Below are 23,825 nucleotides of genomic sequence, written 5' to 3' on the forward strand. Positions count from 1 at the left end.
CGCAGGCTGGGCGTCAGCAGATTCATCTCACTTTCCGCCTTGCCAGCGTGCGCATCTGCTGCAGCAAGGCCGTTGAGTGCTCGCGCGCGGCCAGCGCAAGGTTTGCTGCGACGATGATTGCAATACCGATCCACTCCACGTGGTTGGGCAGATCGCCCCAGACCAGAAAACCGAGCAGGATCGCGCTCAGCAAGGTGGCGTACTCAAACGGCGCGATCAGGGAGGCAGGCGCGAGGTGATAGGCTTTGGTCAGCAGCAGTTGTGCGGCGCCTCCGAGCAGCCCGACCACGATCAGGCGAAGCGCGTCCATGCCGTCGGGGCGCACCGAGCTGAACGGCAGCGTGGCCGCGCCCATGAGAGTGCCGAACAAGGTGAAGTAGAACGTGATCGCCAGGGAGGACTCCGTTGCGGCCATCTGGCGAATGGCGATGAGTGCCAGGGCCGTGGCGACGGCGGCGAGCACGCCCAAAACCTTGCCTATGGGCAGGCCGGCGCCCATGTCGGGCTGGACGACGATCAGCACCCCGACGAATCCCACCAGGACTGCGGACCACCGACGGGCCGGCACCCGTTCGCCAAGCATCGGTGCCGCCAGAACGGTGATGAACAAGGGCGCGGCGTACGTCAACGCGGTAGCCGTGGAAAGCGGCAGCAGCGTGACTGCGCCAAAGCTCAGGAACAGCGAAAGAGTCCCCGCGACCGATCGGTGAAGGTGGGCCAGCGGCCGGGTGGTCTTGAGGGTTGCCCATTGCCCGGAGTGGTGCAGCAGCCACAGGATGGGCAGCAGTGCGAAGATGGATCTCGCGAAGACGATCTCACCGATGGGATAGCGGCTGCCGAGCGACTTGATGAGGGCAAACATGCAGGCCAGCACGATCGCCGAGGCGAGCTTGTAGGCGATCGCGCGCAATGGCGAGCAGCCGGCCCCGTGCAGTGGAGCCAGAGACCCGATGCGCCTTGAGCGCATCTCAGCAACACGTCGCAATGTGGGCGGGCGGTGACGATGGCCCTTGCGCAACGCTGACGCCAAGTGCAGCCTGGATACCGTGCTTGTCGAGCTGATGCAGGTCGAGCCGCCCTAATGTGCGTCCGGTCTCCAGATAATTGACGTTGTGGATGAGCGACGCGATCTGGATAACCGACAAGATGGACGGCGCCTCAATGCCTGCTGCGCGCCCAAACTCGTACCAAGGAACGAGGACGTAGGGAACATCCTGGGCTATGAACCGATGTCTCAGGCTCGCTGGCGCCATCTTGGTTCGGTTGTGCTCGGGGCTGCGGTTGGCGAAGTCAGCTAGATCGGCGTAGTTGCTCTGGTAGTAGCGATTCATCAGCTCTACAGTGGTTGGCAGCGAAAAGCCATACTGTTTGGCGATCAAGCGCCTTTCCTCGTCCACGCCTTCCATGACCCTGACGACCGAACGGCTCATGCCGTTGCGGTAGAAGTAAAAGTCGCCGCCTGTCGACTCGATCCACCCTGCATTCATCAGCGTGGGCACCGGATGAACCACAGCGGTGATACAGGAAAAGCCGATTTCCAGCACATGCCGATGCCATTGAAGCGGCATGGAGAACGTGCGGGCGATGCAATCGCGCAGGGCGGCATCTGAGATGGGCAAGAGTGATGCGATTGGCATCGCGGACTTGATGCCAAGAATCGTCGCCGTGGCACCTTCGATGCGTGAGGCGTACGGGGCGGAACTGGTCTCCAGGATCGCCGCCGCATTCAGCGCCCGACGCGCCGCGAGGCTGAAGAAGTTGCCTGTGATGCAAATTACGAAATGAGCGTTGAGGTCGTGCTTTGACAGGGCTGAAATCACGTCGTCATGGGCATAAGCCGGTACTGTGACGACGAGGTATCTGGAGAACCGGACGGCGTCTCCGATATCGGTGCTCAGTTCGGGGTGGAAGACGCCATCGATCATTCCCGAGGCGAGCAGGCCGCCATTGTCTTCAATGGCATCGAGCGCGCTGCGGTGGTTGGGGTGGGCATAAAGAAGCACACGGGCACCGCGATCAAGCAGGTCGGCGGCGAACGCGCATCCGCAATGACCGGCGCCGATGATCGAAACAGACATGTTCATGTAATGTCCTCGTCCTGTCTCTCGCGAAGAGACGCCCTAGAGCCTTGGCCTCACTGTTTGCTACATCACAAGCAAAGTTCGACAACATGAAAACCTATGGTCGAACGGTGAGCATCAGACGCGCCCGGCAATGCCGGAACGCCTGTGCATCGTGAGCAAGAAAGTTGTCCACCTCAGCGACGCAGCATGGAGGCTGCCGCAGCCACCATGATCGTCGCTGCCCCACGGAACAAATGTTGTTGAGCGCGCGGGCTGGACAGCAGGTGTCGGACACGCACCGCGGCGACAATGAACAGTGCGCCAACGCTCAACAGCACCAAGACGGTAAGGGGCACCAGCACCACCGCCCAGGTTTGTAATGAGACCGCCTGCAGGTCAATGACCAGCGGCAAGATCGCCAGGTAGAAAGCGATAGTCTTCGGGTTGCCCAACGTAATGGTCAGCCCAGACAGCGCAGCCGACACGAGCTCTCTCTTCTTTGCCGATTTGCCTACTTCTATCGCCTGATGATTGGCGAACCAGAACTGCCAAGCGAGATAGCAGAGATACAGTGCGGCTCCCCAACGTACCGCCTCAAACAGTGCGCTGAAGTGTTCCGCGACCATCGCTAGGCCAAAGACCGCAAAAGACAGATAGATCAGATCGCCAAGGATCAAACCGAGCAGTAGGCAGAAGCCCGACAGGGTGCCGCCACTGACGCTGCGGGCGACCAGAGCAGCCAACCCTGGGCCGGGAACGGCAGCGGCAATACCCAGCGCTACCGAATAGGAAATCACCTGCGTTAAATCGAGCATGTCACGGTCCTGATGCAATGGTTATGGGTGTCAGCGGCATGTGGATAGCCACCGCCTTATGGCCTCACGGGAAAAGACCAAATCCTGGACTGCCAATCCGACTGACTTGAAGATGCTCACGCCCCGTTCATCAATCAGCGCACGATTGGCATGGACGGTGCCGATTTCTGTCCCAACGTCCTGCGCGGTCAACAGGCCTTTCTGGACGGCCTTGATCACGCATTCGGATGAGGCAAGGACCGAACGGTTGCAGTCTGTGAACAAGGCGCTGTGCTCATACATGTCTTCGTGCAGCTCTTGAAAACCGAGAGCTGAAGAGCCAATTGCGTTGACGTGACAGTGTGCAGGCAGGTCAGTACGGTTCAGGATGGGCGAGCGAGCAGCTGTGGTGGCGCAGATGATGTCGCTGTCGTGCACAGCCTCGGCCACTGTGGCGTGAGTCGAGATCGGAAAATCGCAGTAGCGCTTGCTCCAGATGGCAAATTCCTGGCGGGCGGCTTCGGTGCGTCCCCATACGGAAAGTTGTTTGATCGGCCTGACGGCCTGCATTGCCAGGAGATGGGAGCGGGCCTGCAAGCCCGTGCCCAGAATAGCTAGGCGGCTGGCGTTGGGTGCGGCAAGAAGGCTCGTCGCGTATGCCGACGCTGCCGCCGTGCGGATTTCAGTGATCGCCCCAGCATCGACAGCAACGACCGGGGATGCCCCGGCCTCGTCATAGATCAGGACGCTCCCCATATGAGACGGGCCACGAATCTCGGCCCCCAGCCTGACTACCACCGATTTCAAACCGAACCCCTGGTAGGGGCCGGATTTTATGTAGGCAGGCATGACGCCCATCAGCTCGTTACCGCTTCCTCTGAGGACTGTGCGCAGCGGCTGTTCTACCTGATTCGAAGAGTGCAGCCTGAATGCTTCCTCGCTAAGCCGGATGCCTAGTTTGAAATCCAAGAGTTTCCTGATCGATTCGCCATCCACGTGAAGCATCATTCAAGCCTCGCCTGTCTGCTTGATTCCCCGAAAGGCATCCCACTTGAAGCGACTATCGATTTCCGTGCCAGCAATGTTGTTCAGGATGGTCGACATGTTTTTCTGTGAAATGCCGAGAACCACGTCCAGCATGTTTTGTTTGCTGAAGCCGGCCTGCACGACAGCATCCATTGCCTTCTTTCCGAGGCGACCGCGGCAGTGGATCACTTTCAGGGTGAAGTTGTGCAGCGCCAGGAGCCGGGCATCGAGGTTGGCTGGAGCGTGCGCAACAGCGTCAACCACGCGTGCGTCGACGCCTTTGGACAAGGCGATGAAGGCATGTGCCTGAACCGTGTAAGCGCAGTTGTTTTCGACACCGCAGGTTATCCATACAACGGCCTTTTCTTCCTCAGTTAACGAGCTGTCGATGAACAGATCATGTGCTCGCTGATAGGCCGCCAATAATGACGGTGACTCCGCCATATAGGCACTCTGGTTGGGAATCCAGCCAAAGTTGTCGATTGAGCTCTGGAGTAGCGCTTTGCTTTTTTCCGGTGCCGAGTCGATTGTGTGTCGTTTAAAGATGGACATAATGACCTCGAAGGCTGATTCAATGGCAGTCCGATCAGATTGCGAGTTGCTCTGTGCTCAACCTGCGCGAGCTGGCCTCGGCCAACCTTGTGCTCCAGCGCGTGTGTGCGAAGACAGACCAGAGCATTCGGATCGGACGAGTGTTGGAGATGAAATGCAAACCATGGATGTTGGCCGCTACTTCCGTGGTCAGCGCCATATCCACCTCACCCTTGGCTGCAGCGGCTGCGGCGGCACTGGTGGAAAGCGCGAGGACCACGGAACCGATTTCCAGACCCTGGGGCAATAGCTCCTCGATCAGGAGCCGGGGCGCCGGATGGGTTGCGACGGTTGGCTTGCTGGTCGTCAACGGTCCCTTGCTCACCAACCCGTACAAAGGTGTGTCGAATACAAAGGTTGCAACCAGGCTGAGTTGCGGTTCCATGTAGAAGTTGTGAATTTCTGGATAGGCATTGGCCACGATCAACACCGCTGGGGTGTCCGTTTCCATGCTGGAACGGGCATGCTCGTAGGAATCACTGAGGTTGAGCCGTACACGTGAGCCGGGATATCGTTGCTCGAACCATTCGGTGAAGAATCCGGCGGCCGCTTCACTGCTGGTGCCGTTGGGTCCCAAGGTGTGAATGTTGACATCGCACCAATCACCAATACCAAAATTCAGTAATCTGCGGTCCATAGTCACGAGTCTCCAGTGAGATCAATTGGATACAGGGGTCAGCCAATGAGCGTATTTGGTATTCAGACCTTTCACGGTCTCCAAATAGAGCCTCCTGAGTGCAGTGCTTATTTCCCCCACACTACTTTCTTGCAGTTTGTAGTGGTCGATTTGCGTCACCGGTACGACCTCGACGCCGGTGCCGGACAGGAAGCATTCATCGACCGAGAACAGTTCGGAAAACGAGACGTCACGCTCGATGACCTTCAGTCCGAGTTCGTCTCTGGCCAGGGTCATGACCGTGTCGCGTGTAATTCCCTCAAGAATGTGGGCACTCAAAGGGGGGGTGATAAGGTGGCCACCCTTGACGACGAAGACGTTGGAAGTGGTCGATTCGGCCAAGTTGCCATGCATATTCAGCATCAATGCGTCATCGCACCCAATGCGCTGCGCCGACTCCATAGCCAGTGCCGAATTTGCATAGCTGCCGGTGATCTTGGCCCGCGCGGGGAGTGACGAGTCGGGGATGCGCCGCCAACTCGAAACGGCGCAACGAATGCCGTCTGCTGGCATGTAGGCCCCCATGGCCAGGGTATTGATTGCCAGGCCAGTGCTGACGCCGGTGAGCTTGACGCCGAAGCCGAAGCCGGGCAGCAGCGCCTTCTTGTAGGCCAGCGGTCTGATGTAGCTATCGGTCGATGCCTGGTTGCGCCGTAGCAGATCGAGAATGATTTCCTTCATCGCCAGGCGTCGCGGCAGGTCTTCCAACTGCAGAAGCCTGGCCGAACTCTCCAGTCGTTTCAGGTGATCGTCTAGCCGGAAGACATTCAGTACGCCATTGCCGGTGGCATAGGCGCGAATGCCCTCGAAAACGGCGGTGCCGTAATTGAACGCTTGGGTCGTTGTCGGTACCAGAGCTTCTGCAGCCGCCACCACCTCCCCATCCAAATACACCCAGGGGTGTGGCTTGCGTGGGGCAGACAAGGCAGTGCCAAACGAGTCAGCCATGGTCAAGCCCTCCGCGCAGCAATCTTCAATGCGGTTTCACGCTCCTGGTTGTCACTGCCCTGGCGCTTGTCATGAAGTCTGGCGGCCTTCCAACTGACCATCGCCGCAGTGCCGGTAACGGCATCGGTCGAGCCAACCGTGATGTGAACACGGGCACCGAGCTTGCTCGCCATGGAACTGGAGATGGAATCCAGATCGTTTTGGGCGGCGCTCTTGTTCCCCAGCTCCAGCGTGACGTTCAGCCGATCGGCACCGGCAACGGTTTCCACCTGAATGTGATAGTCCAGGCAGCCTTTGAGGCTTTCGAGCAGTGCGGCTTCGATGTCGTAGGCGCAGTGGCTTATGCCGTTGATGGACAAGGTGTCCCTGACTCGGCCGATAGGGATGATGTGCCACTGGCCTTGATCCCTTACCTGCGCTCTGACCATATCGCCGGTGCGATAGCGGATCAGCGGCTTCTGCCCCGGATACAGGTGGGTGATGACCAGTTCGCCAGTCATGCTGGCGTTCTCAGGTTGCAAGACTTGCTCCGTCAGGGGATCGATCATTTCATAAAGGACGTTCAGGGGAACCGTGCAGAGGTTTCCATCCTTATCGCTTGCGGCCAGGATCGACGATTCCTGTGAGGCATACATGCAGTTGTAGACGGCACTGCCCCAAACCTCGCCGATATTGCGCAGCAAGGCAGGCGTGGTGAGCTCGCCCAAGGTGAAAATCAGCTTCACGCCCAAGTCGGAAGGTGCGCATTCTCTTCGGAGCAGATGCTTGGCCAGACTGATGGCGATGGCCGGCGTACAGACCAGAGCGGTGATCTTCAATTCCTTGATCAGCGTCACTGCGCGATCCGGCCCTACAACGGGCGAGCGCGGCCACATCTTCACGACGGTGTGGCCCAAACTGCGGCACACATCCTCGAAAGTATCGCCGGTCGAGTGCAACTCCGTAGGGCCCATCACGCCGACAATATGCTGCGGGCCGTGGGCTCGGAAAATCTCGCCATAACGGAGTATCAGCGGGGTGTTATTGAATATGGAGTCCTGCTCGTTGCGCGGACAGGGAGTCGCCGCGCCAGTGGTGCCAGTGGTCTCGTAGTAGATCCAGGCTTCGGTCAGCGGCGCAGCAGCCATGTCATGCCCTGCTGTGCGCAAATCATTCTTTGTGGTGAACGGCAATTCCTGAAACGTATTCCAGTCCAGCTCATCTATGCTTGAATCAGATAGGCCAGACAATGTGTTCCGGTAAAAAGGCGCATTATTTTTGGCATGGCGGAGCGTGTTTTTAAGCCGCTCAAGTCGAATGTCATTCAATTCCTTGGCAGACATTTCGCCATTTTCAAATAGCTCGTGCTGTTGATGAACTTCACGAGCCAGTTCCAGTAGATCAGGCTTGAATAAGGCGTACACCATAACCCCCTTGTCACTTGAACAGTGGAAGACTGCCAGTCAGTCTGCTGATCTTTTTCTTCGGCCCAATCAAACCAATGGCAACCAATTCAATGGATTGGCTGTCCGCTTCCGAAATACGCGCTTCATACTCCTGATAGGTTTTGCAGGATTGCGCCAAGGCACTAAAAGGGATGCTGTTGATTTCATCGTCCGCCAGCGCCTTCTCCAGGATTTCGTGCAGTAGTTCGTTGCTGGAAAGCAGAATCGGCAAGGGGGCGTAGATGACGCCTGGGTAATTCACGTTGTCCTTGCTTTGCATGTCTGGCCCAACCAGGCCTTCTACTGAGCGCCCCATGCTGACGCCAATCACGCTGACGGCATTGACTGCATGTCCCAGTCCGAGTGCTTTGTCGACCACAATGACGCACTTGTGAATGGATGCATCGAAATTCATTGATCTCTCCTTTGTTTTCAAAAAATATTCAGCTCGATACGAGTGCTGCACTGGTGTCGGCCAGGCCACTCAGTAACCCGAAGAACCTTGTCGTGTCGCTGCCGAGATCAATATCCACCACTTTCCAATTGGCAACTTTCTTCCACTTCCGAACCCCCTGTTGATGATCGGGATGAATCAGATATGCCGAAAGGTCTTCTTGGTTTTCAAAGAGTCCCAACACCACGAAGTCCATGGCTTGTTCGCGCAGACTGATATTCCGGGCACAAAACCAGCCACTGATTTCTTTGATGTGCTTTGGATGTTGGCGTGTCGATGCTTCAGCATCGACAACTTCGTCATCGCGCCATTGGAAAGGGTTATTAAGTTTGAAAACCACTAGATGGAGAATCATTTTTCATCCTCGCATCGCGCCTCGAAGGCGACTATCGACTTATTGATCGGCTCAAACGACGTGCCCAACATGCAATAAAGAATGCAGCACGATAGTTATTGCGCGTGACGTTCTCAGATGAAAAATGCTACGTCATCTGATCGGGAAAGAGCTTTCTATTCTTATTGGAAACCAGTCAAAAAGTGGTAGGATTTACCCAAAATAAGTGAACAAGTGAAATTTATGACCGATCGAGCTCTGGATCTGATAGATGTCAAAATCCTTACCGCCCTGCAGCAAGATGGCAGGGTCACCAACCAGATGCTGGCCGAGCAGGTCGGCATGTCTGCCTCCCCATGTTGGCGCCGGGTGAAGCAACTGGAGGAGGAGCACTACATCCAGGGCTACCGGGCGGTCTTGGATCGCCGCAAGATCGGGCTGGGGGTCATGGGGTTCATCCGGATCAAAATCGACCACCACAGCGAGGCCGAGGCGAAGAAGTTCGAGCAGGAAGTGATGCAGTTGGAGGATGTCGTTGCGTGCTACAGCATCGGTGGCGATGCCGACTTCCTGTTGCAGGTGGTGGCACCTGATCTGGACTCGTTCGCCGAATTTGCGATGTCCAATGTTCGGAAATTGCCCGGCATCAAGGAAATGCAGAGCATGTTCGTGCTCAAGGAAATCAAGCCTTTCGTGTCGTTCCCGGTCAAACGTCAGCGAGCCGTTTGAAGGTGAGCCATGGGGGCTGTACGTGGGCTTGCGACCTTGGTCGCCCGCCTGCAGCACCGCAGAAGCTTGCATTTTACCTCTCTGGATATACAATATTGAGTGTATATCCATGAAGGAGCAGAACATGCAAGTCGCAAAATGGGGTAACAGTCTCGCCGTGCGTCTCCCGGCCACGCTGGTGGACGCGCTGGAGCTGCGTGAAGGCGACGATATAGAGATCATCGTGGATGATCTGCGCACGTTCGCGGTTCGCAAGAAACCCGGTGCCGATGCCCTGCTGGAGCGCCTGCGCTCTTTCCGCGGCAAGCTGCCGGCAGATTTCCGCTTCAGTCGTGACGAAGCCAATGCCCGCGGCTAAGTTCAAGCACTTCCTCGACAGCAATGTGGTGCTCTACCTGCTGTCGAGCGACGCAGCCAAGGCCGATAGCGCGGAGGCGTTGCTGAAGACTTACCCGGTCATCAGCGTGCAGGTGCTCAATGAAGTGACGAACGTGTGCCTGCGCAAGCTGCACATGAACTGGGATGAGATCGCCCAGTTTCTGGAACTGGTGCGCAGCTTCTGCCGGGTCGTGCCGCTCACGGAGACGATTCACGATCAGGCCCGGTGGGTGGCCGAGCAGCACCGCCTGTCGTTCTACGACGCCTGCATTGTGGCGGCCGCAGCGACAGCTGGTTGCAGTACGCTCTACAGTGAAGATATGAACCACGGGCAGATACTGGAAGACAGTTTGATCATCAGGAATCCGTTCGTAGCGAAATGATTGCAGCGAGCGAGTATGAAGCAGTAAACAACTGGAGCAACCGTGTAACGCAGACAGCAGGTGATCACCATGAACACGACAACCCGTAGCAGTACCGCAGAACGCTTTGGCCGCTGGCTTGGTCATGGATGGCGGGCTTGTGCCCGCAGGGAAACGCAGATGTCGGGATGGCTTGTCGCCAAGGGGCTGCCGGAAGGTGGAGCACTCGTGTTGCCATGGCTGCTCAAGCTGGCTTTGCTGGCAGTGCTGCTGTATGCCGCCTTCTGGCTCGCGCTGCTATTGGTGTTTGTTATCGTGGCCGCCTGGGGCGCGGAGCATGCGTCGGCGAGTGATGACGACGATGATGATTTTCTCGGACACAAGGCCGAGGAGCGGGATCATCGCGACAGTCTTTTCTACCACCCTGCCTCCTACAACGATGATCCCGATCCGCGTTTTGAGGATGATTGAGCCGTCGCGTGATCTACTTCTTCGTGGTCTTGGCCTTACCCGCGCTGAGAACATTGGTGACCACGCCTGTGCCCTTGGCGCCCGCTTGTCCTGCGCCGGCGGTTCCGTTGGATAGACCTTGCAGGGCATTGCCTGTGCGGACTCCCGTCCAGACCAGCGCGGTCATCCAGAAGCCGGGGAGTAGGAGGAACATGGTCGCCATCACGAAGTTGAGGATCATGTCCCCGAACGCGTTCTCTAGGCCCATCGTGATGTTGAAGTTCATGTGCGGCCGCCCGATGCCGTACAGCGCATCCAGGATGGTCGAATCGATCCATCGTGCCAACTGAAACCAAAAATCAACGAAGAACAGTGCAAATTGCACCACGCTCATCGTGACCAGCGATTTCAGATCGTAGGTGCCAATAACCAGCACCAACGGGATGCAGATCACAAACGCCATTTTCAATAGCGATAGCGTCATCGGCAATGCTTGCCGCACGACATCCATTGCCGGGAAGTAGCCGAGAGAGCCCGCAATCAGACCTACGTCGCTGGCTGTGCGAGTGACGATGTTCGGCAGGGTTTTTTCGATCTGGCCGCCATAGTCGGTGTAGACCCTGCCAAGGTTGAGTTTCTGCTGCCTGGGCGAAGCGATGGCGCGGATCACCGAGTCATCTACCTCCGTGCGGTTCAGGAAACCGGCCCAGCCTGCGATGCGGTTGAGCAAGCTGGGATCGACCTCAGCGAGCAGGCGGGCGCGAAGTCCGTTGCCGCCGTCGCTCCACCATTGCCGGCATGTTGGATAGCCAGCGCCGCTGGGCACCTGAGCCAGGCCGGCGTCGCGGTCGCTGTCGTATGCCCAGCCGTCGCGCGGCGTCTTGGCACGGTAGGTGTCGTAGTAACCCGCAGTGTCGAGGAGGTAGCGCGAACCAATCCAGGTCACATCGTGCATCTGTGCCTCATTGAGTTCCGGGCGGCTCATGAAAAGCTTGGCCCTGGCCGGTCCGTAGCAGTCATGAGTGAAGTCTGCCACTTCCTGTGCGAGAACCGGGTCATCGACACGGGTAGCGCTGATCTCCATGCGGATCTGCCGCAAGTCCGTGCCGCACGGGATGGAAGCCACCGAAGCACCGGTCGCGGCCCGTGACAGGGCGTGCATGAGGGCCCACCATACCGGCACCTTCGCACTCTGGTCGTTGAGTGTGCTGAACGACCGCGACCAGCCCGTCTCGGTTGGCTGCGGCACGTTGACCTGACATTGCGCCGAACGCGACACGTCGTACTTGATGGTGTTGAGGTCGACGTCGATGAATGGAATGCCTGCAAACATCACCACCACGATCGCCACCCACACACGGTTTTCGATGCGCATCGAGGACAGCACGCCTTTATTGCCTTCGTCGGCGTCCTCGGTGCGGGCTTTCAGCCACTCTTGGATGATGATGGCTACGAAGGGAATGGCGAACAGACCGCTGGCGACTAGCATCGTCCAGATGCCGTTGTGGACGATCCAGCCCACCAGCGTCAGGTAATACTCCAGGTAGTCGGTCGTAAAAAGCGTCATATCCGGAGTCTCCCGCTAGGCGGCCTGCATCAGCAGACTGGCTTCCAACGCAACAATCGCGATGATGCTGGCAACCTCGGCACGAAGCAGTCGGCGTTGTGCCTCGGCGTTGTTCTCGCGCGCCAGCAGGCGACGACGCATCCATAGCCAGCCATAGACGGTGGCACCGTACAGGCACAGGCGCCACACCACGAAATAGACCGCTGCATCGGCGAGCCAGCGCTCCCAGCTGGCGACGCTGCCAACAAAATGGATGCCCAGGGCGTTGGCGGTCACGGCGGCAGTCAGGAGCAGCACGGTCCAGAGCAGCACCTTGCCGATACGCCGGTTGAACAGCCAGCTAGGGCGCAGCCACGCCAGACTCATGGCGTGCCTCCGGTGGTGGGCCGCTGCAATTGATCGAGCCGATCCGGCACCGGGTCGCCTTCGTAGATGCCGCGCGACCCGGCTGCGCGCGTGCTATGGCGCTGGATGATCGATAACGGAGAGTTATTGGCGAGTTCGCGGCGCAGCTCGAGCTCCGTCTTGAGGTTGAGGATTTCCCGGTCGAGCGCGTTGCTTTCCTGATCGACGGTGGTGATCGCCAACTGGTTGGCCGCGACGTTCGGTTCTTTCCTGCCAGTGAGCAAGGTGCGTTGCAGCAGCAGCGCCTTCTCCAGCACCGAGGCCAATGCCACTTCTGAGGCCAGGCGTTGTGCCAGGATATGTTGGTCGGGCTCGTCGCGCAGCGCTTCGATCACGCCGCGAGTGATTGGCAGCGAGACGCTACCGGCTTCGCGCAGGTTTTCGAAGGTGGTGGTGCGCGAGCCGCTGATCAGCTCTTGCAGCACCTGCAGCTTGGTGTCGTACTCTTCCTGGATGACCGGCGTCAGGCCCACGCCCGGAACGGTTTGGGTTTTGGTGCAGGCGTCGCATGTGCGCTGCTCCTGTTCACCGAGCACGCGGGTGGCCCAGTCGATCGCTTCTTGCGGTGAGGTCCAGGTCTGGCAGGCCAGGCTGTTGCAGCTTGCCGCATCAATGGCGGATGAGTCGGTCGCACTGCGCCCGTTGACCAGGTTGTAACCGGCCCGTGTTACATCCGACACCACCTTGATCGACGGCTGGCCGGCACCGCCGGCATTGCTGCCGCCTACCCACGGCACGCCGTCGTTACCGCGATTGGTTTCGGCCTGCTCGATGGCCGAGACTGCATCGGTGCTTGCCACCGCCTGGCGTAGCGCCATGCCCTCGGCGATCTGGTTCCAGCCGAGCTGGCCGCCGGCGGCCTCGGCCATCCGCTCGGCCATCGCACGACAGGTAAGTTTGGAGCGGTCGAAGTCGAGCCTGGCTTGCAGCACCCCATTCGTGAGGAGGTTGTACAGACCGGGGTCAGCCCTTTGAATGATCAGTGCCGGCAGCGATGCGACCGCACTCGTGGCGCTCTGGATCACGGACGACATGATGTTCTGAAATCCATTCGTTAGTCCGTTGAGCTGGTTCTGGATCGTCGTGCTGATGCTCATGTCGCCACAAACCAAGTTGCTGTTCCAGCCGACGCCGACGCCAATCGATCGCATGCCGGCCGCGCCGCTCATCGAGACTGCATTGCCGCCGCCGATCGAGTACATGACCTCGTCGCCGATCACGCTTCCGGTGGTCTGGAAGCCGCCGCTCTGGGCCAGGGTCAGACCGCTCGTCAGGGCCAGTGCACAGGCCAATGCGGTAAGGCGCCAGCGGTGTGGGGCGATAGCCGAATGCGTTGTCAGGTCAGGATGGTGCATGCGCGTGCCCTCAGTAGAAATCCACACTGCCGAGGAAGGTCTGCCCGCGCCGCTCGCAACAGCTGTACGGGCGCCATAGGGCCCAGGCGTAGTCGCCTTGCTGGGCTTGCGTCAGTAGCCCGCTGTGCGGGAACACCGCGCAGGTGTTGGAGAGGCGTGGGGTCAGCTCCTGCCACTTGCCTGTCGAGGCATCGGTCTCTACCAGCTCACCGGCTGGCCAGTAGCCGTCGCGCGCGTTGGCCAGCAGGGGCTGGTACACGTGCAGTTGTCCGCGCCGGGTCACGATGTCACCGGCGCGCTGAGCGACCACGGCGGCCGCTTTGTGGTCATCGACCTGATGCAGGAAGCCGCCGCGTGGGTACACGGAGCCCCACAGGTTCAGGGAGGTGCGCGCGCCGATCTCGCGCATGCCAGGAATCAGCGCCTCGGGGTACACGGCTTCGGGGATGTTGTAGCGCCACGCGACAGTATCGAGCGTGCTCAGCAGGTACGGCACAAACGCCGTGCCGGCACCCTGGCAGGCATATCCAGAGGCCGAGGCGAACTGGCCGAACACCTGGCCACCAGGATGGCCCACGACGTCGGCATTCTTGAATTTCGCCAGGTTGTTTTCGTGGTCTTCGTTGGTGGTGCCATCGCCGCCAGCCTGGGCCGTGGCGTTAGGTGCGCTCATGGAGCGCACTTCGATCCATGGGTTTTCACCCGTGTTGGAGTAGCTGGAGACGACGGCATCCGGCACGTAGTGGCGCACCTTCGTGGAAGTTCGCACCGAGCAGCCAAACTGCGTGCAGAACAGCCAGTAACAGATCCCGGTGACCCGATATTCGAGGCAGTCAGGGGACAAGGTCGAGGAGACGATGCTCGCGGTGTTGAGGGCGAACGATGAAGTGGCCGCCGTCAGCACCGTCAGCAGGATGGTGGCGATGCCGGCGCGCAGGCGGCGGTGGAGTCTCATGGCTGAGTCCCCCGGTGTGCGTCGATGCGCGCGACCGCCTTGGCAACGTCCGACTGGCCATAAACCACATAGCGTTGATCGACGATCACGGCCGGAATGGTGGTGATGCCGAGGCTCCAGGCATCGACAACCCCCTGGTAGGCTTCGCCGATACGCTGCTGCAGCGCCGTGCCGCCCTCTTTCAGACGTTGCTGCACGATATCTGCGCTGCGAACCGGGTCTTTGGGAAGGTCGGCAGCTAGTTCGGCCTCGATGCGCGAAGGCCGATCCAGTTCGATGACCCGGGCGCTGCCCAGATTCTGCATGGGATGTTGGGTGTCGGTGACAACCAGGACTTCAGCAGCTTGTGCCAACGGGCTCAGCAGCGCCGCGAACAGGCCGGAGACGAGTGTGTGTCGCCAAGGGATAGAGGCACGAGCAGGTGTCTGCATGTCGAACTACCGCGAAATTGATCATGGCGGTAGTCGACTCCAGAACAGCGAAACGGACGACAAACAAACGGGAATCCATGGCTCCCGCTTTGATAGGGATGGCGCAGTGGCGCTGGGCGGGTGGCTGGCGTTCTTCATGAGCATGAAAAAGGGAGCCAGTGGCTCCCTTGGGGATCATGCGGACGCCGACGCCATGTAGGCAGATGCGCCACAGCATGGGGACACAGTTGTGGTTAGATCAAGCCGCGCTCGGCAAAGGAATATGGCTGTCCTTTACCAATGATGAAGTGATCGAGCACACGAATGTCGACATGCTCCAGAGCGGATCTCAACTTGGCCGTGAGTGCACGGTCAGCATGGCTCGGTTCGATCTCGCCCGAGGGATGGTTGTGCGCGAAGATGATCGCTGCCGCGTTGTGTTCCAGCGCTTTGCTCAACACGACCCTGGGATAGACTTGGGCCCTATCGATCGTGCCTTGGAAGAGCTCTTCGTAGGCGAGCAACTGGTGCTGGCTGTCCAGGAACAATGCTGCAAATATTTCGTTGCGCTGGTGAGCCAGTTTGCCCTGCAGGAAGTTCTTCACCGCGGCCGGGGCGCACATTGCCTGGCCCCGGCGGAAAACTCGCCGCTCCAGGATTTCCATGGCGCGGGCGACGATCCAGTCTTCGTGCTGGGTATCCAGCATTTCGAGCAGCTTGGCGCTGTCTTCGACGGAAAGGTTGTTGGTCACGAGTTACCTCCTTCTTCAGGTTTGAGTCGGAGGCGTCCCTTGGAGGGCAAGCCCTCCGGGGTCATTGATGAGTGAGCATCCACTACCCTGAAACGAGCAGTCGTCCGCGCAGGGGATGCGATGCGGACTGGCTGTGCAATCAACGTGGCGCAAGCCGCGTCGTAGCCTTCAAGATTGCCGGCTACCTGGGATGACGCCGATGGGATCGGCGGTCAAAATGCTTTCTCGGGGTGGGCGATCGCTACTTGCCGCAGGTGCTTCTTGACGGCCCAGGAGGCCTTGTCGCGCCAGGCAGGCGCGACAAGGCCTCCTTCCAGAACGGTGATGTGCTCGGCGATGCGCTCCACATGGTCGATGCCCAGGCGCTTTGCAGTCTCCCGTTCGACGAGGAAATCCTGATGGACGTATTCCTCGGAGAGCCGATCGACCTGCTGGCGGATGTTGCGCACCTCCTTGCGCGAGCGCACCGGTGGGCACCAGTCCACCAGCGCGCCGAGCACGATGCCGCGCAGCACCAGAGCGCCTTGTTCATCGCGGATATCGACGTGCGTCGCCATGGCGATGAAGTGTTCGGGATCGCGCTGCTGTTCGTAGCGCTGTTCGGCCACGTAGCACATGGATGCGTGCATGGCATCGTCAAGCTGGCCGAAGTGGCCGATTTCCACCGGCAGCGAAAACCGCGTGCCCTTGCTTTCCGGGCAGGCATCGTCGCTGGCGATGCCGTGGCAGGTCGCGGTCAGGCGGGTGTGGGCCAGACTATTGAACATCGGCAGGCTCCTCATCGGAAATCGGCGATGCAAGCAGGTCGAGCGCCGACAGCAGCGCATCACCGACGACCGGCCCGGCCAGGGTCATCGTGCGCTGACTGTCGTGGTCAATCAGGCGCAGCGATGGCGTGCCATCGATACCGTCGTCGCGTGCCTGACTGACCTGCGTAGCCACGGCGAGGGAGGGATGCTCGCTCGCCAGGCAGGCGCTCACGGCCTGGTCGCGCTCTGGGAATTCCGTGCCTGGCGACAGGCCCTGCCCGCTGCCGCGGGTGTGCTGGTAGAACCAGATCACGGCGTCCCAGAAACGCGCGTGACCAAAAGCCTCGCCCACGCACTCGGCCCAGCGGGCCGCTGCTCCCGCCGCAGGTTCGTGCAGAGACAGCGGCAGGTGGTGCCATTGCAGATTGACGTCGGGCTGCGTATCGATCCAGGCTCGCAGCACCGGCACGTAGGCCTGGCAGAATGGGCATTCAAGATCCGCATACACCACGATGGTGAAGCGGGCGGTCACGGGGCCATGGCGCCATGGCGGGCCGGGCGGGGGCTGTTCGACGGACACGGCAACGTCCTTGGCGGCCGGGGTTCTGCTTCCGGCCAGCAGAGCGGCAAGCAGCGCGGCGATCAGGATTGCGGCGAGCACGGCGCCGGTGACAAACAGCGTCCGTCGGCGGCGCCGGGACCTGCTGGAGAGGGGTGGCAGTGACGTCAGCATGGTCGGCTCCGCGTCTCAGGCGAACACGTCGTCGTACGGCAACGGCGTGATGCCGCGCGCACGGTCGATCTTTTCGGCGATCTTGAAGGCCGCTTCCAGCTCGCTGATGCCGAGCTGCTGCATGAGCTGGTAACGTTCGGCTTTTTCTTCGGGTTCTGTTTGGGCTAGGGCGAGATAGAGGCTGGGCGGCACGGCACGGAACAGCACCTCCATGCTCTTCGACAGGATGACGCCCTCGGTGAACTTGCCGGCTTCTTTTCTCGCCGACAGCATCAGCGCTTTCTGCGCGGGCGACAGCTCGCGGAACCTGGCGATCTTCTCGACTTCATCGGGTGGCATCGACAGGCAGATCCACCACTCGATCATGTTCAGCATTGGCTCAGCGGCTTTCGGCAGATCGTCAATGTTCTGTGTCGCGAGCCAGTACCAGGCCCCCAACTTTCGCCACATTTTTGTAACTTTCACGATATAGGGCGCGAGCAACGGATTCTTCGTAATCACGTGCCCTTCGTCGGTCACGTTGATGATCGGGCGCCCGAGAAATTGATCGCGCTCGGCGATGTTGTTGACCGCATTGATCAACGAGACATAGGCGATGGAGAGCTGGGCGTTGTAGCCTTCGCGTGCGTACGTCGCGAGATCGACGATAGTGATGTCGACCTCGGGCCACGGCGTACCGTCGCGGTCGAACATCTCACCATCGCTGCCTTGGCAGAACATATCCATCGCGTCTGCCATTTCCAGCAAGCGCGTGCGCCGGGTTTCCGGCAGCGTCGTATCGCGGCCGCGCTCGCGCAGCGCATCGCGCACGTCGCGGGTGAGCACCGTGCGCTGTTTGTCCGAGCAGCGCCGTGCGGCGTCGAGGATGCACTGTCGAATCAGCGAGCGGTCGGCGCGCGTCATCCGTGCTTCCTCGCGCTCCTCACCGCCGGTAATCATCAGCCGCGCAGTGATTTCGAGTTCGCCGAGTACATCGCGCTGCTCGTCCGCTTCCGCCGGGCCGACATCATCGGTTTGCTCGTCGTCCAGCGCATCGGCATCGAGCGTCTGCACATCGCTTGGGGTCTCGATCAGCCGCCGCGCATCCGCGAACGGCGCGAGGCTCACCCCCGAACCAGGCGCGAGCTTGACGCGATTGACCGTCAGGCCGAGCTTGCGTGCGAAGTCGCCGAGCAGCCCGAAGGAGTTGCCGGCTTCGACGATGAACAGCCTTGGCCGGTAGATCGCAGTCACCTGGTTGAGCAGGCTATTGAGGGTTGCGCTCTTGCCCGAGCCGGTGGGGCCGAACAGGAAAAGATGAGCATTCATCTGCCGATCCAAGCGGTTCAGCGGATCGAATGTGATGACGCCACCGCCCCGATTGAACACCGTGATGCCTGGATGGTTCGTGCCCTGGCTGCGACCCCATACCGGGGCGAGGTTCGCAGCGTGCTGCGCGAACATGAGCTGTGTGTACCACCGCTTGCGATCCTGCGCGGGGTTGTAGAGACAAGGCAGCCATCGCAGGTAGCTGTTCAGTGGTGCGATTTCGTCTTCCTCGCGAACGGGTTGCAACCCGGCGTTGAGCATGACGTTCGCCAGTTGCAGCCCCCTGCTGTCGAGCACTGCCTCATCCTGGCCGCGCAGATAGAACACCAGGCTGGCGCGATACAACTTGTGCGCGCTGCCGATCAGCGAGCGCGCTTCGTGCACGTCCTGCAGCGTCTGCTCTGACGCCAGGGTCTCGCCGACCGCTTTCTTGGCCAGTTGGTTGAGGTGTGCTTCCAGCACGTCCTGGGGTGTGGCGACCAGCGTCAGGCACATGGTGGTGTCTTCCGGCATCTGGTCGAACAGCGCGTTGATGGAATCGCCCTTGCGCGTTTCGCCAGTCAGATGGCCAGTCGTCGGCGGCGTGCGCAGGCGGTCGGTCACCATCACCCGGTGCGGCAGACCGTCGAAGTACCAGAGGCCTTGCCTGGTGTCCGAGCGCGGCTGGCCGAAGAACAGCCTCTGGGCGAAATCGCGCCCGCTGGCCAGCTCGATCTCGTCGGGTTCCGCCGCATCCGGGTACGCGGTCAGGTGATAGAAACGTGCGCGGTCGTCGGGGGCAGGCCCCAACAGCGTGGGCTTGGGATTGAACCAGCGCAGCAACCAATCATGGATCATCGGAGCGTCCAGGCGACGGGCCCGGATACCGGCATTGGCCAGGCCGCCGACGAGGCGGTCGCAGACCACGTTCAGGGCCTGCTCCGGCGTCTGGCCGCGGCGCGCGGCATGGCCGGTCACGCGACGGTAGATCACCATGCGCACCCGACGGCTCTGGCCGCGCCACGGCAGGCGTGTCACGGCGGTGTCCTCGAACAAGCCGCCAGGTTTTGCCACCGCACTCAAATGGTGGGCGAAGGAGTGCAGGTAAAAGTCGGTGAAGCGCGTGCCTTGCGCGCGCGGCTGCACGTAGCCGTGCAAGGTGTTCAGGTACTGGTCGAAGCTGGTTTCGTCCTGGGCGTACAACTGAACCACCCAGGGGTTGTCGTCGAGTTCATCGAAGCTGTCCTGCAGCGCGTTTTCAAGCGAATCCCTGGCTTGGGCAAGCCAGGCGGCCTCGCGGCCTTCGGTGCCCAGCGGGGTCAACTCGAAGAACGCTGCGACCGAGATCCCATCCTCCAGCAGCATGCACTGCGAGGCGGGCAGGTATTCCGTCCAGGGCAGTAGCTCGACGAACGACGGGGCTGTGTCGTACAGCGCCTGCTCGTCGGCCTGCGTGGCCGGCCTGCGTCCCTGGATGGCAGCGCCGGGCTCTGGGATGCCGGCTTCACGCAACGCTTCGACATGCCGTTGCCAGCGATCCGGGTGGTCGTGCTCAGCGTCGTTGCGCTCGGCGGTCGCCCTGCGCCAGGGCAGCGTCCAGGTCATCAGTAATCCTCCACGCGCTCGCCAGGCATGGCGTATTGCACGCGCTGGTACAGGGGGAAGACGGTGGTGTAGCCGGGCACAGGCACCGGGTCGGTGCCCGCCAGATGAGGAAACACGTACATCAGCAAATCGGGGTTGGGCAGGCGGTGGAACTGGCTGCGAACCTCGTTGGCGGCAGTGCGCGTGTAACGCACCTGTTCCGCCGCAGCGGCTTGGACATCCGCATCGCTCAGCGGGCGGCGCAACTGCTGGCGGGCATCGAGCAGTTGGCGGCGGGCCACCTGGCCAGTGCCGCCGTCGCCGGCTTCCTGGTGCCAGATGTCCTGCATGGTCCGGTTGCCGTGCGGCAGCAGGTCTTCCTTGCGGGTGGCGCAGCCGGCCAGCACGGCCACGGCGAGCGTCACCGCCAGCGGCTTAGTCCAGTTCGAGTGCATGGGATTCTCCTGCGCGGTGATCGACGCGCCGGCCCTCGGGGTCGTAGTCGATCTCAAGGGGTTTTTCGAGGTGAACGGCGACCTTCGCGCCGGGCTGGACGTAGACCGCCGCGAAGGCCTGGCCGTAGAGCTTGTTGACCCAATCGGACATGTCGCGCACGCCACCGGCGAGGATGCGGCCCACGGCCTCGTTGCTGCTGATGCCAACAGTGCCGATGGAGCCATCGGCGCCGGCGTAAGACATCTGTCCGCTGTCCGAGTCGATCAGCGATGCTGCGCCCGCACCGGCCGCGGTGATCAGGGCCTGCGTACCGAGATACTGCTGGGCGTTACTGCGGCGTTCGCCGGACACGCACGGGATGCCGAATGGATCGCTGATCCAGCCCAGCCCTTCCTGGTTGTTGTTTTGCTGGTTGCCGCGCTCGCTGTCTTCGGGGATGGTGCGGATCGTCCCGTCGTGGAACACGAACGTGATGCTGCGCACCTGGCCGCGCACGCACGAGAGCGTCCAGTCACCGCTGGCAGTACCGCTGAACACGGCGCCGGCGACGTCAGGAATATCGATGCCATTCGCGGTGAGGTTGTCGGGGCCGACCAGGACTTTAAATGGGTACGGGTCATTGACCGTGCCGTCGATCGGTACGCGGCCGATCAGCGCCGTCATCGCCACCGACCCCATGAGCGTCGAGTTCGTCGGCACCGTATAGACGGCTTTGGCGCTGCTTACGCCGGCTGCGCGGGCACCTGCGTCGGCTACGCTGCCGATAGCCGTCTCCAGGGTCTTCTGCGCCGGCCCGAAGCTGGTCGGGAAATTCAGGCCGCCGCTGCCGCTGCGCCCGTCGCTCGGCCTCGCGTCGTCCGGCTCCACCCAGCGGATCGCGTCCTCGCTGGCGAATCCTTCGGCGTCGCCGTCGCGCAGGCCGAGGCCGACGGGCAGATCGGTATGGCCGCCGCCAATGCTTTCGAGCCGACGCTGCAGATCTGCCAGCAATCCCTCGGTCTGCTGGCGTTCGCTGGCCAGTTGCTGCTGGTCGCGCCGCAGGTTGGCGCGTTCAGCTTCCAGCGCGTTGTTGATGCGCTGGTCAATGGCACTTTCGCGTTGGCGCAGCCGCTGATTCTCTTCGCGCTGCGTGCGGTTGTCGGCTGTGGCCGTCTGCAGTTCGGTGCGCAGCTGCTTGACTTGTGCAACGAGGGTCGCGACGGTATCGCTCGGGGTATCGCCTTCGATGCCCAGCGCCTGCATTTCCTCCGGCGTGAGCCGGTTGCCAGCGTCGAGGGTTCCCGACTCGGGCGCACCACCGGAGAACAGGCGGATGCCGAAGAACAACGCCAGCACCACCACCGGGATCATCAGCCATTTCAAGAGACCGTTACTGCGCATGGTCGGCCTCCGTGGTGTCATCGGGCGCATTCGGCAGATGCACCGCCGGATCGAAGCGCTGGATGGCCGGCAGCAGCGACTGCGCCAGATCACGGCCGCGCGTGACGAGGTACAGCACGGTGGTGTCTTCCGGCGTGCCGCGTGGCCCCAGACTGGGATGCTGGAACGTGGCGGTGAGGACGTCGCCCTGCAGCGCACGCGGATCAAGGGTGAGCCAGCCGCTGCTGGTGTTGGTGAGGCGCACCGCGGTCACCCACTGGTCTTCCAGGCGCCACGACGCCAGCGCGGAGGCGCGCACCGGCAGAGTCGGCAGCAGCGTGTCGAGCGACAGGTTGCGGCGCAGGTTCACGCGCATGATCCCCGCCACCGGCTCCACGGTGCGCAACGGCGCGTAGAGGTTCTGCGCGGCATAGCGGGTCAGCACCACCGGCACCGGCGTCTCGCGCCGGGGTGGGCGTGCCGGCTCCGTGGCGTCTGTCGCGGTCTCAGCGCCCTGCTGCTGGCCGTAGCGTTGTGGCGTGGCGTTACCTTCGACGATGCGCACCGACTCTAATGGCGGCTCGCCGTCCCTGGCCGGTGTGGCGGCGATATCGAGCAGGATCAGCGCACCACTGTCTGCGTCCTGCAACTGCAGGCGCGTTGGCTCGATCGGCTCACTGGCGCGCAGGTAGATCGCGCCGCCCGCGCTCTGTACGCGCAGCCGATCACCCACGCTGGCAGGTACGCCCACGCGAACATTCCGGTCGATGAACACGATGCGCTCCTGATCGACCACCAGCGGCACGGCCAGGGGCAATCGTTCCCAGCGCAGAATCTCCATGGCCTGGGCGATGGGTGCTGCCAGCACCGACAACACACCCAGCCAGGTGATGAGTAGATGCTTCATGGGTTCTCTCCTTGCGTGCCCAGGCCACCACGTGCCGGTGCCTCCGGCGCCGGGGTGGCGATACGTTGTGGCGCGCCGTCATAGCAGTCGAGGACGAGGCCGAAGGGATTGCGGGCGGGATCGACGTCGGCGCGCGCGACTTTGATCGGGTAGCGCACCAGGGCCCGCTTGACTTGCTCCGGGCCGTGGTACTCATCGGCGCTGACGTCGAGCGTCACGACCCAATCGCGGTCGGACACCACGCGCACCCGGGCGGTGGGGTTGTCGCCGTAACCGCGGCCAGGAATTTCGTAGATGCCGCGTACGCGCTGACGCAGTTCGCCGGTACTGCGGCGGTAGTCGTAGTCGGCTTTCAGGAAGGCCTGGCAGGCTGGCGTCAGATACGGAGAGAGCACATGAAGATTGCGCGCGTAGTCTTCTTCGCCATTGGTGGGCCAGCGATTGAGTTGCTGGAACGCATAGAAGGTGAAGGCGTAGACGTTTTCCGGCGGCACTTCCCACCATTGCCGCGTACTGCCTGAGCGCAGATCGGGCGGGACGTGGATCGTCAGATCGCGTGGCGCGCTCCACCAGCCTGCGCCCATCACCAGAGCGACCAGCAGCAAGGCACCGGCGCCGATGCGCAGCGTCCTGATGTGCGCCTGCAGGTGGGTCACCTCGTTGCGGAACCGGCTCATCGCACGTTCCTCCGGTTCGACCAGAAGCCGCTGCGCATGATCAGCACATGCCCGCCGACCCAGCCGGCCAGCAAGGGATACCGGGACGCGATCCACCATTGCAGGTGGCGGTACAACCAGGTGTCGGGCCGGCCGCGTTTCTGCCGGCGCAGCATGCCGCCGCCGACAAACACGCCGCAGGCGATGCCCAGCACGATGCAGGTCGGTGCGAGTGCGATGGTCGAGAACAGCCAGGCCAGTGGTGCGCCGAGCAGCAGTCCCGCCGTGCCGGACAGGCCGCAGCAGATCCACAGCTCATCGGCTGTCAGACCGCGTACGACCACCGGATGCCGGTTGAGCCTGTGCGGCAGAAAGGACACCGTGCCGTCGGCGCGGACATGATGCTCGGACATGGCCACGG

The 23,825-nt window shown here is 61.4% G+C and carries 29 protein-coding genes; 5 read left to right on the forward strand and 24 right to left on the reverse strand.

The window, feature by feature from the left end; genetic code table 11:
• Window positions 1-22: 22 nt before the first annotated feature.
• From JG725_RS17005 to JG725_RS17050, 10 genes are all read right to left on the reverse strand, one after another.
• Window positions 23-910, reverse strand: coding sequence for a DMT family transporter (locus JG725_RS17005; protein ID WP_199378976.1), 888 nt, complete (start codon window positions 908-910; stop codon window positions 23-25).
• Between the two features lie 58 nt (window positions 911-968).
• Entirely contained in the window at window positions 969-2,084 is a 1,116-nt protein-coding gene (locus JG725_RS17010) for an NAD/NADP-dependent octopine/nopaline dehydrogenase family protein (RefSeq protein ID WP_199378978.1), read from the reverse strand.
• 173 nt (window positions 2,085-2,257) lie between these two features.
• Window positions 2,258-2,878 (reverse strand): LysE family translocator, encoded by a 621-nt coding sequence (locus tag JG725_RS17015; RefSeq protein WP_199378980.1) that lies wholly within the window; start codon window positions 2,876-2,878, stop codon window positions 2,258-2,260.
• A gap of 30 nt (window positions 2,879-2,908) precedes the next feature.
• Window positions 2,909-3,865, reverse strand: coding sequence for an ornithine cyclodeaminase family protein (locus tag JG725_RS17020; protein ID WP_199378982.1), 957 nt, complete (start codon window positions 3,863-3,865; stop codon window positions 2,909-2,911).
• Window positions 3,866-4,435: a carboxymuconolactone decarboxylase family protein gene (locus tag JG725_RS17025; protein ID WP_199378984.1), complete on the reverse strand. Its 570-nt coding sequence runs from the start codon at window positions 4,433-4,435 to the stop codon at window positions 3,866-3,868.
• 34 nt (window positions 4,436-4,469) lie between these two features.
• The gene (locus tag JG725_RS17030) at window positions 4,470-5,111 is read right to left on the reverse strand and encodes a bacilysin biosynthesis protein BacA (RefSeq protein ID WP_233356461.1); all 642 of its coding nucleotides are present in this window, start codon (window positions 5,109-5,111) and stop codon (window positions 4,470-4,472) included.
• 21 nt (window positions 5,112-5,132) lie between these two features.
• Complete coding sequence (locus JG725_RS17035) at window positions 5,133-6,098, reverse strand: branched-chain amino acid transaminase (RefSeq protein WP_199378986.1); 966 nt, start codon at window positions 6,096-6,098, stop codon at window positions 5,133-5,135.
• 2 nt (window positions 6,099-6,100) lie between these two features.
• On the reverse strand, window positions 6,101-7,504 hold the full coding sequence (locus tag JG725_RS17040) for a phenylacetate--CoA ligase family protein (RefSeq protein ID WP_233356462.1): 1,404 nt from the start codon (window positions 7,502-7,504) through the stop codon (window positions 6,101-6,103).
• Window positions 7,505-7,514: 10 nt separating this feature from the next.
• A complete protein-coding gene (locus JG725_RS17045) occupies window positions 7,515-7,937 on the reverse strand; it encodes a DUF2000 domain-containing protein (RefSeq protein WP_199378988.1) in 423 nt (140 codons plus the stop codon).
• Window positions 7,938-7,965: 28 nt separating this feature from the next.
• Entirely contained in the window at window positions 7,966-8,331 is a 366-nt protein-coding gene (locus JG725_RS17050; protein ID WP_199378990.1) for a Dabb family protein, read from the reverse strand.
• A 222-nt stretch (window positions 8,332-8,553) separates the two neighbouring features.
• On the opposite strand from JG725_RS17050, the gene JG725_RS17055 reads away from it, so the two are divergent.
• The 4 genes from JG725_RS17055 to JG725_RS17070 all read left to right on the forward strand — a co-directional run bounded on the left by JG725_RS17055 (window position 8,554) and on the right by JG725_RS17070 (window position 10,250).
• The gene (locus JG725_RS17055; RefSeq protein WP_199378992.1) at window positions 8,554-9,039 is read left to right on the forward strand and encodes an Lrp/AsnC family transcriptional regulator; all 486 of its coding nucleotides are present in this window, start codon (window positions 8,554-8,556) and stop codon (window positions 9,037-9,039) included.
• A gap of 124 nt (window positions 9,040-9,163) precedes the next feature.
• The gene (locus tag JG725_RS17060) at window positions 9,164-9,397 is read left to right on the forward strand and encodes an AbrB/MazE/SpoVT family DNA-binding domain-containing protein (RefSeq protein WP_199378994.1); all 234 of its coding nucleotides are present in this window, start codon (window positions 9,164-9,166) and stop codon (window positions 9,395-9,397) included.
• Complete coding sequence (locus JG725_RS17065) at window positions 9,384-9,800, forward strand: PIN domain-containing protein (protein ID WP_199378996.1); 417 nt, start codon at window positions 9,384-9,386, stop codon at window positions 9,798-9,800. Before JG725_RS17060 ends, JG725_RS17065 begins: the two co-directional genes overlap by 14 nt.
• Before the next feature lie 69 nt (window positions 9,801-9,869).
• A complete protein-coding gene (locus tag JG725_RS17070) occupies window positions 9,870-10,250 on the forward strand; it encodes a DUF3742 family protein (RefSeq protein WP_199378999.1) in 381 nt (126 codons plus the stop codon).
• A gap of 13 nt (window positions 10,251-10,263) precedes the next feature.
• On the opposite strand, the gene JG725_RS17075 is transcribed toward JG725_RS17070, so the two are convergent.
• The 5 genes from JG725_RS17075 to JG725_RS17095 are packed head-to-tail and all read right to left on the reverse strand — an operon-like array spanning window position 10,264 to window position 14,942.
• Window positions 10,264-11,796: a conjugal transfer protein TraG N-terminal domain-containing protein gene (locus tag JG725_RS17075; protein ID WP_199379000.1), complete on the reverse strand. Its 1,533-nt coding sequence runs from the start codon at window positions 11,794-11,796 to the stop codon at window positions 10,264-10,266.
• A gap of 15 nt (window positions 11,797-11,811) precedes the next feature.
• Window positions 11,812-12,162, reverse strand: coding sequence for a hypothetical protein (locus JG725_RS17080; protein WP_199379002.1), 351 nt, complete (start codon window positions 12,160-12,162; stop codon window positions 11,812-11,814).
• A complete protein-coding gene (locus JG725_RS17085; protein WP_199379004.1) occupies window positions 12,159-13,556 on the reverse strand; it encodes an integrating conjugative element protein in 1,398 nt (465 codons plus the stop codon). Before JG725_RS17085 ends, JG725_RS17080 begins: the two co-directional genes overlap by 4 nt.
• A 10-nt stretch (window positions 13,557-13,566) precedes the next feature.
• Window positions 13,567-14,511, reverse strand: coding sequence for a TIGR03756 family integrating conjugative element protein (locus JG725_RS17090; protein WP_199379006.1), 945 nt, complete (start codon window positions 14,509-14,511; stop codon window positions 13,567-13,569).
• Window positions 14,508-14,942, reverse strand: a complete 435-nt coding sequence (locus tag JG725_RS17095; RefSeq protein WP_199379008.1) for a TIGR03757 family integrating conjugative element protein — start codon at window positions 14,940-14,942, stop codon at window positions 14,508-14,510. The genes JG725_RS17090 and JG725_RS17095 overlap by 4 nt, the downstream gene beginning before the upstream one ends.
• Here JG725_RS17095 and JG725_RS17100 point away from each other — a divergent pair.
• Window positions 14,941-15,141, forward strand: a complete 201-nt coding sequence (locus tag JG725_RS17100; RefSeq protein WP_199379010.1) for a hypothetical protein — start codon at window positions 14,941-14,943, stop codon at window positions 15,139-15,141. The genes JG725_RS17095 and JG725_RS17100 overlap by 2 nt on opposite strands.
• Before the next feature lie 34 nt (window positions 15,142-15,175).
• Here the strand turns inward: JG725_RS17100 and radC are convergent, their stop codons facing one another.
• The 9 genes from radC to JG725_RS17145 form a co-directional block, all read right to left on the reverse strand.
• Entirely contained in the window at window positions 15,176-15,628 is a 453-nt protein-coding gene (gene radC, locus JG725_RS17105) for a DNA repair protein RadC (protein WP_199379144.1), read from the reverse strand.
• Between the two features lie 257 nt (window positions 15,629-15,885).
• Window positions 15,886-16,440 carry a hypothetical protein gene (locus JG725_RS17110; protein WP_199379012.1) on the reverse strand — a complete coding sequence of 185 codons (555 nt, stop codon included), beginning with the start codon at window positions 16,438-16,440 and terminating at the stop codon, window positions 15,886-15,888.
• Entirely contained in the window at window positions 16,430-17,155 is a 726-nt protein-coding gene (locus JG725_RS17115) for a thioredoxin domain-containing protein (RefSeq protein WP_199379014.1), read from the reverse strand. Before JG725_RS17115 ends, JG725_RS17110 begins: the two co-directional genes overlap by 11 nt.
• A gap of 15 nt (window positions 17,156-17,170) precedes the next feature.
• Window positions 17,171-20,047, reverse strand: a complete 2,877-nt coding sequence (locus JG725_RS17120; protein WP_199379016.1) for a conjugative transfer ATPase — start codon at window positions 20,045-20,047, stop codon at window positions 17,171-17,173.
• Window positions 20,047-20,481: a TIGR03751 family conjugal transfer lipoprotein gene (locus JG725_RS17125; RefSeq protein ID WP_199379019.1), complete on the reverse strand. Its 435-nt coding sequence runs from the start codon at window positions 20,479-20,481 to the stop codon at window positions 20,047-20,049. The genes JG725_RS17120 and JG725_RS17125 overlap by 1 nt, the downstream gene beginning before the upstream one ends.
• The gene (locus tag JG725_RS17130; RefSeq protein WP_199379021.1) at window positions 20,462-21,862 is read right to left on the reverse strand and encodes a TIGR03752 family integrating conjugative element protein; all 1,401 of its coding nucleotides are present in this window, start codon (window positions 21,860-21,862) and stop codon (window positions 20,462-20,464) included. The genes JG725_RS17125 and JG725_RS17130 overlap by 20 nt, the downstream gene beginning before the upstream one ends.
• Window positions 21,852-22,748 carry a TIGR03749 family integrating conjugative element protein gene (locus JG725_RS17135; protein ID WP_199379024.1) on the reverse strand — a complete coding sequence of 299 codons (897 nt, stop codon included), beginning with the start codon at window positions 22,746-22,748 and terminating at the stop codon, window positions 21,852-21,854. The genes JG725_RS17130 and JG725_RS17135 overlap by 11 nt, the downstream gene beginning before the upstream one ends.
• The gene (locus tag JG725_RS17140) at window positions 22,745-23,425 is read right to left on the reverse strand and encodes a PFL_4703 family integrating conjugative element protein (RefSeq protein ID WP_199379026.1); all 681 of its coding nucleotides are present in this window, start codon (window positions 23,423-23,425) and stop codon (window positions 22,745-22,747) included. Before JG725_RS17140 ends, JG725_RS17135 begins: the two co-directional genes overlap by 4 nt.
• The gene (locus JG725_RS17145; protein WP_199379028.1) at window positions 23,422-23,817 is read right to left on the reverse strand and encodes a TIGR03750 family conjugal transfer protein; all 396 of its coding nucleotides are present in this window, start codon (window positions 23,815-23,817) and stop codon (window positions 23,422-23,424) included. The genes JG725_RS17140 and JG725_RS17145 overlap by 4 nt, the downstream gene beginning before the upstream one ends.
• Between the last annotated feature and the right edge of the window lie 8 nt (window positions 23,818-23,825).

Source organism: Brenneria sp. L3-3C-1 (assembly GCF_016456245.1).
Lineage (GTDB): Bacteria > Pseudomonadota > Gammaproteobacteria > Enterobacterales > Enterobacteriaceae > Brenneria.